The sequence below is a fragment of the Dyella acidisoli genome (genome assembly GCF_030160295.1).
GTDB lineage: Bacteria > Pseudomonadota > Gammaproteobacteria > Xanthomonadales > Rhodanobacteraceae > Dyella_B > Dyella_B acidisoli.
Genome location: NZ_BSOB01000061.1, coordinates 664 through 15,233 on the forward strand (window position 1 = coordinate 664; position 14,570 = coordinate 15,233).

The window sequence follows — 14,570 nt, forward strand, 5'->3', positions numbered from 1 at the left end:
CATGTCTCTTCATTGGAGCAATGGCTAGTTTTGCAAACTTCCCGCTTTCGCGGGAATGACGGCACAAAAAATATCCCACGAGGTTCCCCCCTCTCCCCAAAGTGGAGAGGGGGGGAATGAGGAGCAGGTTACAACGCTTCCGACGCAAAATCCGCCAACCGCGAACGCTCACCACGCCGCAGTGTGATATGTGCCGAATGCGCCCAGTGCTTGAAGCGATCCACCGCATACGTCAGACCCGACGTCGTTTCCGTGAGGTAAGGCGTATCGATCTGCTCGACATTGCCCAGGCACACGATCTTCGTGCCGGGACCGGCGCGGGTGATCAGCGTCTTCATCTGTTTCGGCGTGAGGTTCTGCGCCTCGTCGATGATCAGATAGCGCGAGAGGAAGGTGCGTCCGCGCATGAAGTTGAGCGAGCGGATCTTGATGCGTGAGGCGAGCAGGTCGTTGGTGGCCTGGCGTCCCCAACTTCCGCCTTCTTCCGGATTGGCGAGCACTTCGAGGTTGTCGGTGAGGGCGCCCATCCACGGCGTCATCTTTTCTTCCTCAGTACCGGGCAGGAAACCGATGTCCTCGCCGACCGATACCGTGGCGCGCGTCATGATGATTTCGCGGTAGCGTTGCTGGTCCATCACTTGCGCAAGACCCGCTGCAAGCGCGAGCAGCGTCTTGCCGGTGCCGGCGGTGCCGAGCAGAGTGATGAAATCCACGTCCGGATCCATCAGTACGTTGAGCGCGAAATTTTGCTCGCGGTTGCGCGCGGCGATGCCCCATACGCTGTGATTGCTGTGGCTGTGATCATCCAGCAGCACCAGCGTGGCGCGCACTTCGTCAACATGCAGGACGCGCAATTCCACGCTGTTCTCGCCGGGCAGGAACAGACACTGGTTTGGATACCAATCTTCGTCCTTGCGCCGGTCAACTTTGTAGAACGTGCGTCCGCGCTCGTTCCAGGATTGCACTTCGGGATGGCGATCCCAGAAGTCTTCCGGCAGTTCGATCGAGCCGGTGTAGAGGAGAGCGAAATCGTCCAGTGCGCGGTCGTTCTCGTAGTCCTCCGCATCGATGCCATAGATCTTGGCCTTGATGCGCAGGTTGATGTCTTTGGTGACCAGTACCACCGGACGGCCCGGATGCTGTTCGACCAGCTCGATCACTGCGGACAGGATCTGGTTGTCCGCCTTGCCATGTCCATTGGCGGTGCGCTGCTGGAAATACAGGCGGCCTACGGCGGTGCCGCGTCGGAGCGAGACGCCCGCAGGATTCTCCAGTTCCAACCCATTGCTGATGCCGTGGCCGTTGCCGCGTTCGATCAGTTCGTTGAGGAAACGGCTGACCTGGCGGCCGTTGCGCGAAACTTCCGAAGCACCTTTTTTCTTTTCGTCCAGTTCCTCCAGAACCGTCATCGGGATGAAGACGTCGTGCTCCTCGAAGCGGAAAAGCGACGTCGGGTCATGCAACAGCACGTTGGTATCGAGGGCGTAGATGCGCTTGCTTCCGGTCATGCGGAAGTAACCTCATGAGGCAGGAGGTGGAAGGAACGTGGCACGTTGGCGAGAGCGTGTGACGTGGAAAATTACCGGGTGGGAATCGCGTCGAGCACCGCCTGCGCATGGCCGGGCACTTTCACGCCCCGCCATTCCGCGGCGAGCTTGCCGTCGGGGTCGATCAGGAAAGTACTGCGCACCACGCCCAGATAGCGCTTCCCGTACAGCACCTTCTCGTGGATCACGTCGAAGGTTTTGCACCAGGTTTCATCGGGGTCGGATACCAGCGGGAAAGGCAATTCCTGCTTGCTGGCAAAATTGGCGTGGGATTTCACCGAATCGCGCGAGACGCCGAGGATTTCGGCATGGCGCTTCTTGAACTTCGGATAGAGGTCGCGAAAGTCTTTCGCTTCGTTGGTGCACCCGGGAGTGCTGTCCTTGGGGTAGAAGTAGACCACTACCCATTGGCCTTTCAGTGAATCGAGTTTCAGCGTACTTCCGTCGCCGGTGACGCCTTGCAGCTTGGGGACTTTCTTGCCTAGTTCGGGCATGGGCTCTCCGCTAGCCAGCTTGGGTATTGCACTTGCTGGGACGGAGACTAGCGCGTGTTATGTGACGGAAACAGCCTTGTCAGATTACGCCAGGCGGAGCATCCTAGAATTTCACCGGATCCATGATGGCATCCAGATTCAGGCCATCGCAGAACTCCAGGAAATCGTCGCGCAAAGCGGCGATATGCAATTTATCCGGCACCCCGATCGTGAACTGCGCCTGGAACATCGCGGCGCCCGTCTGCATGGCCTGATAGCGCATGGAGCTCAGTTGTTCCACGCTGATGTCGTGGCGGCTGAAGAAATCCACGATCTTTACCAGGATACCCGGTCGGTCGGAGGACACCACTTCCACCAGATAGGGCAGCAGATGGCCGCTAGGTTCACGCAGGCTGGTGCGGTAATGCGTGAGGCGCAATTCCTCTTCGCGTGCCAGCTTGGTGAGCGCGGTTTCCAGCTTGGCTACAGCATCCCATGCGCCGCTGGCGAGCAGGGTAAGTGAGGTATCCGCGCCAATGGTCGATACGCGCGCGTCGGAAAGATTGCAGCCCGCATCCGCGATGCGTTTAGCTAGCGCGAGCAGCGGCGTACGCGTGGCCGGCGTCAGCGTCTGGATCAGCAATTGATGGTCGTTGCTAGATCGCGCGGAAAAAGGGTTGGTGGACATGGATGGTGGCGACCCCGCGTCGTGCGGGATGACGACGAACGATACGCCAGCTTACTTGCCCGTCCTGCGAACCCGCAAGTAAGATGACTAGTCTACTTTTCTACCTTTTTGTGCGGAACGCGCCATGAAGATTCACGGAAGCGTCTGCGCCCTGGTTACTCCATTCGGCTCGGATGGGGCGCTCGATCTGGCGGCATTCGGCCGTCTGCTCGACTTCCAGATCGCGGGCGGCACCCAGGCGGTGGTCGTCGCCGGCTCCACCGGCGAAGCCCATATGCTTGAACACGACGAATACGATCGCCTGCTCGGCTTTGCCGTCGAGCATGTTGCCGGTCGTATTCCAGTGATCGCCGGCACCGGCGAGGCCGGTACTGCTAAAACGGTGGCGCTTACGCAGCGAGCCCGCGCGCTCGGTGCAAATGCAGCTTTGGTGGTGGCGCCGTATTACGTGCGCCCCACGCAAGAAGGCTTGCGCCGCCATTTCCTGGAAGTGGCTGATCGCGGTGGCCTGCCGATACTTCTCTACAACGTTCCCTCTCGCACGGCCTGCGACCTGGCGGTGGAAACCACCGCTTTGCTGCGCGAGCATCCCGCCATCATCGGCATCAAGGAAGCGCGCGGCGATGCCGAGCGCATCCAGCACACCGCGGAACTTGTGCGGCCGGATTTCGTCTATCTGTCCGGCGACGATGCCAGTGGGGCGCAGGCCATGCTGGCCGGCGCCGCCGGTGTCATCTCGGTGGTGGCCAACCTGGTGCCCAGGGCTTTCCGAGCATTGTGCGACGCTGCCACTGCGGGCGACCGCGCGGCCACCGCACGTTGCGACGCTGCGCTTGAACCGCTGGTGCTGGCGCTCAACTGCGCGCCGAATCCGATCGCGGTGAAGGCCGGCCTGCCGGAACTGGGGCTGGGCACGGCAACGCCCCGGTTGCCGCTGGTGGAACTAGAACAGGGGCCGGCGCGCGAACAGCTACGCAAGGCCTTGGCGACTCTGGCATCCTTGGCGGATGCCGCTTGATCGGTTGACTCAATTCGGAACACAACGGAATCCATTACATGAAGAAATCTTCCCTCGCCGTCGCCCTGCCGGCCCTGATTCTGACCGGCCTGCTGATTTCGGGCTGCGGCATTTTCCGTTCCGAAAAGGCCTGGCAGACGGCCAAGCAGCAATCGCCGCTGGAAATTCCGCCAGGCATGGACACCCCCAACGCCAGTGCTGCGTTGGTGATCCCGCCGACCGGGGCTAATCATCCGACCGCCAACGGCGCCACCGCGCGCGTGGGCAACGTTCCCAGCACCATCACCGACGGCTTTATCCTGGCTGACAGCGTGGACGAAACCTACCGCCGTGTCGGCGAAGCGTTGAGCAACGGCGAAATCGGCACGCTGCAGAGCCATGACGATGCCGCGCACAGCTACAGCCTCAGCGTGCTGGCTTCCGATCAGCCGGCCGAAAAGCCTGGCTTCTTCGGTCGCATGTTCGGCCGTGGTAGCAGCAGTAGCGCGAGCGGTCCGAGCGTAGCGCCGCGTCAGGTAGTGGTCACCATTGCCGGCAGCGGACAGGGTTCGAGCGAAGTGCGCGCGCAGGGCGATGCAGCAGCAGTGGCCAAGGTCATTGATAGCTTGAAGTCGCGCATGGGCGGCAAGGGCTGATTGCGGTAAGCATCAACGTCACCTCACCGTCATTCCGGCCTTCGCCGGAATGACGGTGAAGCGAGTTAAGCTCGCTGGCAGTGTCAGCAGATCTGGCGTATAGCAGACAACAAAAAAGGCACCAACGCTTTGCGTGGTGCCTTTTTTGTTGTCTGGACTTTTCCGTTACTGCGCTTGATCAGCGCTCAAGCAACTTCAGCTTGTCCGGCTTGCCTTCCCACTCCTTCGCATCTGACAAGGCGTCTTTGCGCACGGTGATCACCGGCCATGCTTCCGCAAGTTCTTTGTTCAGCTTCACGAAGTGTTCCTGCCCAGCGGGAACGTCGTCCTCTGGATAGATCGCATTGATCGGGCATTCGGGCTCGCACAATGTGCAGTCGATGCATTCGTCAGGATTGATCGCGAGGAAGTTGGGGCCTTCGTGGAAAGCGTCGACCGGACAGACTTCGACGCAATCGGTGTATTTGCACTTGATGCAGTTGTCGGTGACGACGAAGGTCATGCTGCGGTATACCTCTGGACCGAAAAACCGATCATAAAACGCCGATCATCTTGGAGGTGGCGCTCCCAACGAGGTTCGAACTCGTGTTCCCGCCTTGAGAGGGCGGTGTCCTAGGCCACTAGACGATGGGAGCGTATTGTTGCGAAGCGCGCTAGTATAGCTGAATCGCCCCGTCCGGCAACGCCTGCAGACGCACCCTCGCATCAGCTCAAGCACTTGCAGGACAATGCTCACGACTGGTTTCGGATGGTCGGAGCATGTCAGGCGTGCTCGGCCAGACATCCGGATTTGGAAACCGCAAGGATTTCGAACGCTTGAATCCCACAGTTAGCCCGCATTTCTCACGCCTCTCCTGCTGCGGCCTCCGATCCGCTCGCTCTGATGCGCGCTGCTCCCTCGGTCGAGCTCGGCATACTGCCAAGTACGCCTCCACTCGCCCTCAGTCCGCATCGCACATCAGATCGGCGTCTCGACACCCTCGCTACGGCGGAGAGGTGTAAGACATGCGGACTGCCAACGACGCCAAGCTCGCCCTGCGCATCATTCCGCGCGAGCAGCACACAATCTCCCGCAAGAACATCAGCAAGGCAGCCTTGCGTGTGCTCTATCGCCTGAACGAAGCCGGCTATAACGCCTACCTGGTCGGCGGCGCCGTGCGCGATCTGCTGCTGGGCGGGCACCCCAAGGATTTCGACGTGGCCACCAACGCCACGCCGGACGAAGTGAAGAAGCTGTTCCGCAACTGCCGCCTCATCGGTCGCCGCTTCCGTCTGGCGCATGTGGTGTACGGCGCTGAGATCATCGAAGTGGCCACCTTCCGTGGCACCAGCGATGAGGAGAGCGAAGGCGATCGTCACATCGTGGACGGCCGCATCGTGCGCGACAACGTCTGGGGCACCGTCGAAGAAGACGCCATGCGCCGAGACTTCCGTGTCAACGCGATGTACTACGACATCAGCGACTTCTCGGTGCGCGACTACGTGGGCGGCATGCAGGATCTGCAGGATCGCGTGCTGCACCTGATCGGCGATCCGGGCACGCGCTACCGCGAAGATCCGGTGCGCATGCTGCGTGCCGCACGTTTGGCTGCCAAGCTCGATTTCCGTATTGATGCTTCTGCGTCCGCGCCGTTCGCAGAGCTGGGACCGCTGCTCAGTGGTGTTGCGCCCGCGCGGTTGTTCGACGAATCGCTGAAAATGTTCCTGGCCGGCCATGGTCGCAAGAGCTTCCGCATGCTTGAAGAAAGCGGCTTGCTCAAGTACATGTTCCCCGCCACGGCGCGTGCGCTGAAGCGTGGTGACAAGGCGTTGCGTTCGCTGATCGAGCGCGGTTTGGAAAACACCGATGCGCGCGTGATCGAGGGTAAGTCGGTCACGCCGGCCTTCCTGTTCGCCGTGCTGCTGTGGGGCGAAGTGCGCGATCTCGCACATACGTGGGCCACGCATGGCAAAGATGCCAACGAAGCATGGGCACGCGCCGCCACGCACGTAGTGGCCGAGCAATGTCAGCGCGTGGCGATTCCGCGCCGTTTCACCATCACGATGGAAGAAATCTGGTCACTGCAGCCACGCTTTGAACAGATCCAACGTAAAAAGGTGTTCCGCCTGCTGACGCATCCACGCTTTCGAGCAGCATTCGATTTTCTGCTGCTGCGCGAAGCAGAATCGCCGGCGATCGGCGAACTCGGCCAGTGGTGGGCGCATGCACAGCAATTGCCGCATGAAACGCTGGCTGCGGCATTGCCGTTGCATCAGGCCAGTACGCCGGGAGAGGTTGAGCCGGTGCGCGCAAGCGCTCCGCGCAAACGCAAGCGTCGCCGCAAACCCGCTGCCGGCAAGTCCGGAGCTGCTTGATGCGCGCCTTCGTGGCGCTGGGCAGCAATCTCGGCGATTCGCAACAACATCTGCTCAATGCCATGGAGGCGTTGGCAGCGTTGCCGCAGACCGAGTTGACGGCTCGTTCGCGCATCTATCGCACGCCGCCCTGGGGCGTGGTGAATCAGCCGGACTTTCTCAATGCCGTGGTGGCGCTTGAAACGCTGCTGGAGCCACACGACTTGCTGGATGCTTTGCTGACCATCGAGCGCGCTGCGGGTCGTCAACGCAACAGCGAGCGTTGGGGACCGCGCACGCTCGATCTGGATTTGTTGCATGTTGCCGGTAGAACCGTCAACGAAGCGCGTTTGAACTTGCCCCATCCGCATATCGCCGACCGGGCCTTTGTGCTATTGCCGTTGCACGATGTCGCGCCCGATCTGGAGATTCCGGGGCAGGGCAACGTGGCGGATCTGTTGCGAGCCGTTGATACACAAGGCTGTCAGCCATTGGCTTGAGTGCTGGCCGTCCCGCGCCGGATAATTGTTCACCGCAACATCGAAGGAACTGCCGTGTACGTGGAAAACGCCAACGCTCCCGTCCGCAAGCCGGTCACCGTGCCGAGCCTGCATGCGATGAAGGCGGAAGGGCGCAAGATCGTGATGCTTACCGCGTACGACGCGAGCTTCGCTGCGCAGTTGGAATACGCCGGCGTGGATATCGCGCTGGTTGGCGATTCGTTGGGGATGGTGGTGCAAGGCCAGCGCAGCACGCTGCCGGTGACACTCGATCAGATGGTCTATCACACCAGCATGGTGGCGCGCGGTTTGTCCGCTACGCTATTGGTTACCGACATGCCGTTCATGGCGGACCGCAACGTCGACTATGCGCTGCAAGCTGGCGCACGCCTGGTGGGCGAAGCGGGCGCTGCCATGGTGAAGATCGAAGGCGCCGCGCCGCACATTCTTGAATCGATCCATGCGTTGACCGAACGCGCCATTCCGGTCTGCGCACACTTGGGTCTCACACCACAGTCCGTACACAAATTCGGCGGCTACAAAGTGCAGGGACGTGAGCACGAAGCGGCGGAGCGCGTGATCAGCGAGGCGCTGGCCGTGCAGCAAGCCGGTGCCGATATCCTGGTACTCGAAGGCGTGCCTACCGCGCTGGGCGAACGTGTTACCAAGGCGCTCAACATACCTGTCATCGGCATCGGTGCTGGCCCGCACTGCGATGGCCAAGTGCTGGTGGTTTACGACATGCTGGGCATTACGCCTGGCAAGCGACCCAAGTTCAGCAAGGATTTCCTTGCCGGTCGCCACTCAGTGCGGGAAGCCATCGCAGCCTATGTCGCCGACGTGCGCAGTGGTGCGTTCCCCGCGGCCGAACACGGTTACAACTGAAGAAGACTTTCTCATGCAAACGCTTCAAGACGCAGCGAGCCTGCGTGCCACCATTCGCGGCTGGCGCGCACAAGGCCACATGGTTGGCTTCGTGCCAACATTGGGCAACCTGCACGCGGGTCATCACTCGCTGGTGAAGCTGGCGCGTGCGCGTGCCGATCGCGTGGTGGCTAGCGTGTTCGTCAATCCAACGCAGTTCGGGCCGAACGAAGATTTCGAGCGCTATCCGCGCACTTTGGCGCAGGATCAGGCTGGGCTCGCCGAATCCGGTTGCGATCTATTGTTCGCGCCGGATGTGGCGACCCTGTATCCGTTTGGCGCAGACAAAAGCGTGAGCCTGCATGTGCCCGAGCTCACCGATACGCTGGAAGGTGCGCATCGGCCCGGCCATTTCGATGGCGTGGCGACGGTGGTGTGCAAGCTGTTCAATCTGGTGCAGCCAGATATCGCCATCTTCGGACAGAAGGATTTCCAGCAACTAAAAGTGATCGAGCGCATGGTGCGCGACCTTTCATTGCCGGTGAAAGTGATGAGCGGCCCCACGCAGCGCGCGGATGACGGGCTGGCGCTCAGCTCACGCAATCAATACCTCTCAGTCAGCGATCGGCAGACGGCGGCGCTGATCTACGAAACCCTGCAGCAGATGCGCGACCTGATCGCCAAGGGGCATGCCCGCAAGGTGGTCGAGCAGGCGGCGGCGTCCAAGCTGGAACGTGCCGGCTTCGTCCCGGATTACGCCGCCATCCGGCGCGCCGAAGACCTCGCCGAGCCGGGTGACGGCGAGCGGGAAGGGCTGGTGGCGTTGATCGCTGCCCGTTTAGGGACCACCCGGCTGATCGATAACCTGTTGTTCGACTAAGAGCCTGTTCAATGTCTCGGCGTGGTTCGCATAACCCCTGAATGGTCGTCAGGTGGTCGCGCGTGGCGCAGCGCCAGACTGGCTGTCTGGTCAAGCCGCGCACGGCCGCATGGCGGCCACTCAGGGGTTATGCGAGCTGCGGGGGATATTGAGCAGGCTCTCGGCTTGTGGGTATTGAACGCCTCTTGGCCATCCCCATGTACCGGCCGGGAGCCGTTGCGGCCATGGCGGCAGCGGCTGGATAATAGCGAGCTATGCAGGCAGTTCCTGCTGGAAAAAGTCATGCACCTGAACATGCTCAAGGCGAAGATCCATCGTGCAACCGTAACCCATGCGGAGCTGCACTATGAAGGCTCGATCGCCATCGATGGCCTGCTGCTAGACGCATCAGGCATCCGCGAATACGAACAGATCCACGCCTGGAACATCAATAACGGCAAGCGCTTCGTCACCTACGCGCTGCGTGCCGAAGAAGGCTCCGGCATCATCTCCGTGAACGGCAGCGCCGCGCACCGTGCGCAGCCGGGTGATTTGGTCATCATTGCGGCCTTCGTCCATCTTGATCAGGCGGAAGTGGAAAAATTCCAGCCGACGCTGGTGTACGTGGACAAGGACAACCGCATCAGCCACACGAATCGCTCGATTCCGAAGCAGATGGCTGCCGCGTAAGCGCGGCGGTTTCACATAGATTGCCATGAGGGTCGCGTTACTCTCATGGCCGTCATTCCCGCGAAAGCGGGAATCTATTTTCAACGGATGTATCAGAGCAAGATGGATTCCCGCTTTCGCGGGAATGACGGCATTTGGGCATTAGCCGTGACGTGCGAGTGCCCACGCCACATGCTCGCGCACAATGGCTGAAGGATGATCTGCGCGTGCCTGCAACGCCATACGCACTTCCTCTGACTTTGGCGCATTTCCCAGCGCCACCGCGATATTGCGTAACCATCCTTCATAACCGGCACGGCGAATCGCCATGCCTTCCGTGCGCTTGAGAAATTCCTCTTCGCTCCATGCGAACAGTTCCACCAGCTTGGCGCCATCCAGGCTGTGCCTCGGCGCGAAGTCCGGTTCCGTGGCGTCTTGCGCGAACTTGTTCCACGGGCAGATCAGCTGGCAATCGTCACAGCCGAAGATACGGTTGCCCATTGGCGCACGCAGCTCCTCGGGGATCGCGCCTTTCAGTTCGATCGTGAGATAGGAAATGCAGCGACGCGCATCCAGGCGATACGGCGCCACGATCGCCTGCGTGGGGCAAATGTCGATGCACTTCCGGCACGTGCCGCAATGCGCGCTGGCCGGTTCGTCCACCGGTAGTGGCAGATTGGTGTACAGCTCGCCGAGGAAAAAGTACGAGCCCGCCTGGCGATGGATCAGCACGGTGTGCTTGCCGATCCAGCCGAGCCCCGCATTGCGTGCCAGCGCTTTTTCCAACACCGGTGCTGAATCGACATAGGCGCGATAACCGAAGTCGCCGACCGCTTCGCGAATGCGCTCGGCCAGTTTCTGCAGGCGATTGCGCATCAGCTTGTGGTAGTCGCGGCCCAGCGCATAACGTGCTACGTAGCCTGCTTCGGCATCGCGCAGCACATCCCAGGCGTGCTGCGTGCCGGGCGGAAGGTAATCCATGCGCACGGAGATCACGCGCTGCGTGCCGGGTTCCAGTTCGTCCGGCCGGCTCCGCTTGGTGCCATGGCGTGCCATGTACTCCATCTCGCCGTGATAGCCATCTTCCAGCCAGTGCTGCAGGTGCTGTTCGTCCTGTTCCAGCGTTACGCCGCTGATGCCCGCTTCCGCAAAGCCGAGCTCGCGCGCCCAGTGCTTGATATCGAGGGCGAGTGCGGCGTAATCAGGAGAGGTTTGCGTGGACATGTGCATAGTCTAATCGCGTCCCTATAATCCGCCGATGCATGCAGACCGCCACCTTCGCGATCTCTACACCGTCGAACAGGTTCGCGCGCTCGATCGGCGCGCCATCGATGATCTGGGCATCAGCGGTTTCGAGCTGATGAACCGGGCAGCCACTGCGACGTTTACTTTTCTGTGTCGGCAATGGCCGCAGGCGCGGCGACTGGTGGTGTTCTGCGGTCCGGGCAATAACGGCGGTGACGGCTATTTGCTAGCCAACTTGGCCTATGCCGCCAACCTGGCTGTCGAAGTGGTGGAACTCAGCGACGCAGCACGCGGCGACGCGGCGCTTGCACGTGATACGTGGCTGCGTAATGCAGGCACTACGCATCGCTGGCATCAGGACGCCTTGCTGCCACAGGCTGACGTATACGTGGATGCGCTCTATGGCACTGGCTTGAACCGCGCGCTCGAGCCTGCCGCTGGCGCGTTGATCGAACGCATCAATGCTTCCGGCGTTCCCATTCTGGCGTTGGATGTCCCATCGGGATTGAACGCGGATACTGGGCATTGCCCAGGTATAGCGATGCGCGCGCAGGCAACCGTGAGCTTCATCGCGGCCAAGCGTGGCCTGTATACCGGGCAAGCCGCCACGAAGACCGGCACGCTGTTCATCGATACGCTTGGGTTGCCGGACATCCTGTGGCAGGGCATGCCTGCCGATGCAGCGCTGCTCGACGCCATGCATCTGGGGCCGCGGTCACGCGATGCGCATAAGGGCGACAGCGGGCACGTGCTGGCGATCGGTGGCGACCATGGCACGGCTGGCGCGATCCGCTTATGCGGTGAAGCGGCGCTACGCGGCGGCGCAGGGCTCGTGAGCGTCGCGACGCGTGCGGAAAATCTGATCGCCTTGAACAGCGCTCGGCCGGAATTGATGGCGCACGGCGTCCATGGTCCGCAGGAATTACAGCCGCTATTGAGTCGCGCCACTGTGCTCGCGGTAGGGCCGGGCCTGGGGCAGGGCGCGTGGGGGCATGCGTTATGGCTCACTGCGCTCGATAGCGGCAAGCCGTTAGTGCTGGATGCCGATGGATTGAATCTGCTTGCGCACGAGCAGCGCCGCTTCACTACACCCGTAGTGCTTACGCCGCATCCGGGTGAGGCAGCCCGATTGCTCGAAAAGAGCAACGCAGAAGTGCAAATGGATCGCTTTGCTGCGGCGCGTGAACTGGCTCAACGCTATGGCGCCGTGGTTGTGCTGAAAGGATCGGGCTCGCTCATCGCTCATCCGGATGGACGTCTAGACGTCTGTACATGGGGCAATCCCGGCATGGGGAGCGGAGGCATGGGCGATCTGCTTACCGGCATCATCGCCGCATTGATGGCCCAAGGTTGCTCGGCGTGGGATGCCGCGCGCATTGGCGTAGGCCTGCATGCGCGCGCCGGCGATGTGGCTGCACGCAAGGGCGAGCGTGGCTTGCTTGCAAGTGATCTGCTTGAGCCGCTGCGCTTGCTCGGCAATGGAATCGAGCATGATTGAAGAGCAATGGGATCTGCCTAACGAAGACGCCACGCGCGGGTTGGGCGCGCAGGTTGCCGGCACACTGGTCGGTGGCCTGGTCATTTATCTGCGTGGTGAACTGGGTGCTGGCAAAACCAGCTTCGCCAGAGCCCTGCTGACGGCGCTGGGGGTAGGTGAGCGCATCAAAAGCCCAACCTACAGCCTGGTCGAGGGCTATCGCACCCGGGATGGTCGTCCCGCCTGGCATCTGGATCTTTACCGCATCGCTGATCCCGGCGAACTCGAATGGCTGGGCCTGGACGCGCTGGCCGAGCCCAACGCCGTCGTGCTGGTGGAGTGGCCCGAGCGTGGCCGGGGTGCATTGCCTGAGGCGGATTTGGAAGTGCACTTGGGCTATCGAGGCGCCGGCCGCCATGCGCGCCTGCAGGCCAAGACCCTGCGCGGCGAACAGGCGCTGACCCACGTGGGTTGAACGCGCCACCTCGTAAGTATCGGTGCCATCAAGGAAAACTGAACAAACAGACGGGCTCGCGCCGGTCTGTAAAATGCGTGGCTTAGGGGCAATAGCTTGACCTGATCTGACAAATGCTGCGCAGGTCATGGAAAATTAAAGGAAAACCTCTTGCATTCAGGAATGTGGTGAGCTTCAATGCGGCACCATGAGGGCCTATCTCACTCGCATTTGTTGGCTTACCGGTACCGCGCTGGTTGCTGCGGCGCCTGGGCTCGCCTTGCAGGCAGCCGAGGTGAAGGACGCTCGCGTCTGGGCCAGTCACGACTACACCCGCGTGGTGTTCGATCTTTCCGGCCCCGCCAAATACAAACTCAGCCAGGACGGCGACCGGATCGTGCTCGAGCTGGCCGACAGCAACGCAGCCGGCAAACTGGCACCTTCTGCGCAGGGTCTGTTCAAGGGACTCGATAGCGCGCCACAAGGTGACGCCCTGCGTTTGACCGCCTCGGTGGCATCGGGCAGCCAGCCCAAGACCTTCCTGCTTGGCCCATCCGGCCAGGCCGGCTACCGGCTGGTGCTGGATCTCTATCCAGGTAACGGCAAACCTTCGACTGCGCCCGCCAAGCCCGAAGCATCTGATGAAGCCGGCGATACCGCGGTGGCATCGAGCAAGCCGGCACCGGCTGCTCCCACTTCCGATGCGACCGACGACAACGCCGATGCCCCGGCTCCCGTGGTGATCAATGCCAGCAGCAAGCTGACCTCACGCAAGGGTGTTACCACGCGCCAGGCGGCGGTGTTGTTGAACAGCCAGCGTCAGGTGATCGTGGCGGTGGACGCCGGGCACGGCGGCAAGGATCAGGGCGCGCATGGCCCCAACGGCGTGCTGGAGAAAGACGTCACACTAGCCGTGGCGCGCGTGCTCGCTGCGCAGATCAATCGCCAGCCAGGCATGAAGGCCATCCTTACGCGCGATGGCGACTACTTCATTCCATTGAAACAGCGCTACGAGATCGCCCGCCAGAACCAGGCCGACTTGTTCGTCGCCGTTCACGCCGATTCGTACCCCGGCAGCGACGCCAAGGGCGCGTCGGTATGGGTGTTGTCGCCGCGCGGCAAGAGTTCGGTGGCCGCGCAGATGCTGGCCGATCGTGAAAACAGTTCCGACCTGATCGGTGGCGTATCGCTGGCGGCGGAGAACGACGGCCTCGCTTCCGTGCTGCTGGATATGCAACAAGGCTGGGCCGTGCAGGCCAGTGAAACGGTGGCCCAGAACGTTCTCAACGCCCTGTCGGCGATCGGGCCGACCCATCGCGGCTACGTGGAGCATGCCAACTTCGTGGTGCTGCGCTCGCCCGACGTGCCCTCGATCTTGGTCGAGACGGCCTTCATCAGCAATCCAACGGAAGAGCGCAAGCTGCGCGATCCCACGCATCAGCAGCAGTTGGCGACGGCGATCATGGATGGCGTGAAGGGCTACTTCATGAGCAGCCCGCCGCCGGGTACTTGGTTTGCAATGGAAGCCGCGCGCCGCAAGGGCATGGTGCCAGCCGGCAGCGATGCGGTGGCCAAGTCGGACACGGTCGTCAGTGCGTCCGAGCCCGCAGATGCCGATGCACGCGACCTGCACCGCGTTGCCACGGGCGAAACCTTGCGCAGCATTGCCAAGCAGTACGGCGTGAGCGTGGACTCACTCAAAAGCGTCAATGGCATCAACAGCAACAGCGTGCGCACCGGCACGATGCTGGTGATTCCCAACAGTTAGGCTTCGTAAGTTGGGTTAGCGCAGCGTAACCCAACATCT

The 14,570-nt window shown here is 61.7% G+C and carries 15 protein-coding genes and 1 tRNA gene; 10 read left to right on the plus strand and 6 right to left on the minus strand.

Annotation, left to right across the window (positions count from 1 at the left end; all coding sequences use genetic code 11):
- Positions 1-128: 128 nt before the first annotated feature.
- From QQJ86_RS20715 to QQJ86_RS20725, 3 genes are all read right to left on the minus strand, one after another.
- Positions 129-1,508, minus strand: coding sequence for a PhoH family protein (locus QQJ86_RS20715; protein WP_284322883.1), 1,380 nt, complete (start codon positions 1,506-1,508; stop codon positions 129-131).
- A 71-nt stretch (positions 1,509-1,579) separates the two neighbouring features.
- Entirely contained in the window at positions 1,580-2,041 is a 462-nt protein-coding gene (locus QQJ86_RS20720) for a peroxiredoxin (RefSeq protein WP_284322884.1), read from the minus strand.
- 103 nt (positions 2,042-2,144) lie between these two features.
- Complete coding sequence (locus QQJ86_RS20725) at positions 2,145-2,708, minus strand: glycine cleavage system transcriptional repressor (protein WP_284322885.1); 564 nt, start codon at positions 2,706-2,708, stop codon at positions 2,145-2,147.
- Between the two features lie 124 nt (positions 2,709-2,832).
- Here QQJ86_RS20725 and dapA point away from each other — a divergent pair, with 124 nt between their 5' ends.
- Positions 2,833-3,726, plus strand: a complete 894-nt coding sequence (gene dapA / locus QQJ86_RS20730) for a 4-hydroxy-tetrahydrodipicolinate synthase (RefSeq protein WP_284322886.1) — start codon at positions 2,833-2,835, stop codon at positions 3,724-3,726.
- A 38-nt stretch (positions 3,727-3,764) separates the two neighbouring features.
- Positions 3,765-4,361 (plus strand): hypothetical protein, encoded by a 597-nt coding sequence (locus QQJ86_RS20735; RefSeq protein WP_284322887.1) that lies wholly within the window; start codon positions 3,765-3,767, stop codon positions 4,359-4,361.
- Between the two features lie 178 nt (positions 4,362-4,539).
- Here the strand turns inward: QQJ86_RS20735 and fdxA are convergent, their stop codons facing one another.
- Both fdxA and QQJ86_RS20745 read right to left on the minus strand, forming a co-directional pair.
- The gene (gene fdxA / locus QQJ86_RS20740; protein WP_284322888.1) at positions 4,540-4,863 is read right to left on the minus strand and encodes a ferredoxin FdxA; all 324 of its coding nucleotides are present in this window, start codon (positions 4,861-4,863) and stop codon (positions 4,540-4,542) included.
- 57 nt (positions 4,864-4,920) lie between these two features.
- A tRNA-Glu gene (locus QQJ86_RS20745) sits at positions 4,921-4,996 on the minus strand.
- Between the two features lie 370 nt (positions 4,997-5,366).
- Here QQJ86_RS20745 and pcnB point away from each other — a divergent pair.
- From pcnB to panD, 5 genes are all read left to right on the plus strand, one after another.
- A complete protein-coding gene (pcnB, locus tag QQJ86_RS20750; protein WP_284322889.1) occupies positions 5,367-6,716 on the plus strand; it encodes a polynucleotide adenylyltransferase PcnB in 1,350 nt (449 codons plus the stop codon).
- Positions 6,713-7,195 carry a 2-amino-4-hydroxy-6-hydroxymethyldihydropteridine diphosphokinase gene (gene folK / locus QQJ86_RS20755; RefSeq protein ID WP_284322890.1) on the plus strand — a complete coding sequence of 161 codons (483 nt, stop codon included), beginning with the start codon at positions 6,713-6,715 and terminating at the stop codon, positions 7,193-7,195. The genes pcnB and folK overlap by 4 nt, the downstream gene beginning before the upstream one ends.
- 54 nt (positions 7,196-7,249) lie before the next feature.
- Positions 7,250-8,080 (plus strand): 3-methyl-2-oxobutanoate hydroxymethyltransferase, encoded by an 831-nt coding sequence (gene panB, locus QQJ86_RS20760; protein ID WP_284322891.1) that lies wholly within the window; start codon positions 7,250-7,252, stop codon positions 8,078-8,080.
- A 13-nt stretch (positions 8,081-8,093) separates the two neighbouring features.
- Entirely contained in the window at positions 8,094-8,939 is an 846-nt protein-coding gene (gene panC, locus QQJ86_RS20765) for a pantoate--beta-alanine ligase (protein WP_284322892.1), read from the plus strand.
- A gap of 282 nt (positions 8,940-9,221) precedes the next feature.
- On the plus strand, positions 9,222-9,608 hold the full coding sequence (panD, locus tag QQJ86_RS20770) for an aspartate 1-decarboxylase (protein ID WP_188792548.1): 387 nt from the start codon (positions 9,222-9,224) through the stop codon (positions 9,606-9,608).
- Between the two features lie 141 nt (positions 9,609-9,749).
- Here panD and queG read toward each other — a convergent pair whose 3' ends face one another.
- Positions 9,750-10,811, minus strand: coding sequence for a tRNA epoxyqueuosine(34) reductase QueG (gene queG / locus QQJ86_RS20775; RefSeq protein WP_284322893.1), 1,062 nt, complete (start codon positions 10,809-10,811; stop codon positions 9,750-9,752).
- Between the two features lie 34 nt (positions 10,812-10,845).
- Here queG and QQJ86_RS20780 point away from each other — a divergent pair, with 34 nt between their 5' ends.
- From QQJ86_RS20780 to QQJ86_RS20790, 3 genes are all read left to right on the plus strand, one after another.
- Positions 10,846-12,330, plus strand: coding sequence for an NAD(P)H-hydrate dehydratase (locus QQJ86_RS20780; RefSeq protein WP_284322894.1), 1,485 nt, complete (start codon positions 10,846-10,848; stop codon positions 12,328-12,330).
- The gene (gene tsaE, locus QQJ86_RS20785) at positions 12,323-12,784 is read left to right on the plus strand and encodes a tRNA (adenosine(37)-N6)-threonylcarbamoyltransferase complex ATPase subunit type 1 TsaE (protein WP_284322895.1); all 462 of its coding nucleotides are present in this window, start codon (positions 12,323-12,325) and stop codon (positions 12,782-12,784) included. The genes QQJ86_RS20780 and tsaE overlap by 8 nt, the downstream gene beginning before the upstream one ends.
- Positions 12,785-12,971: 187 nt before the next feature.
- The gene (locus QQJ86_RS20790; protein ID WP_284322896.1) at positions 12,972-14,531 is read left to right on the plus strand and encodes an N-acetylmuramoyl-L-alanine amidase; all 1,560 of its coding nucleotides are present in this window, start codon (positions 12,972-12,974) and stop codon (positions 14,529-14,531) included.
- Positions 14,532-14,570: the final 39 nt, after the last annotated feature.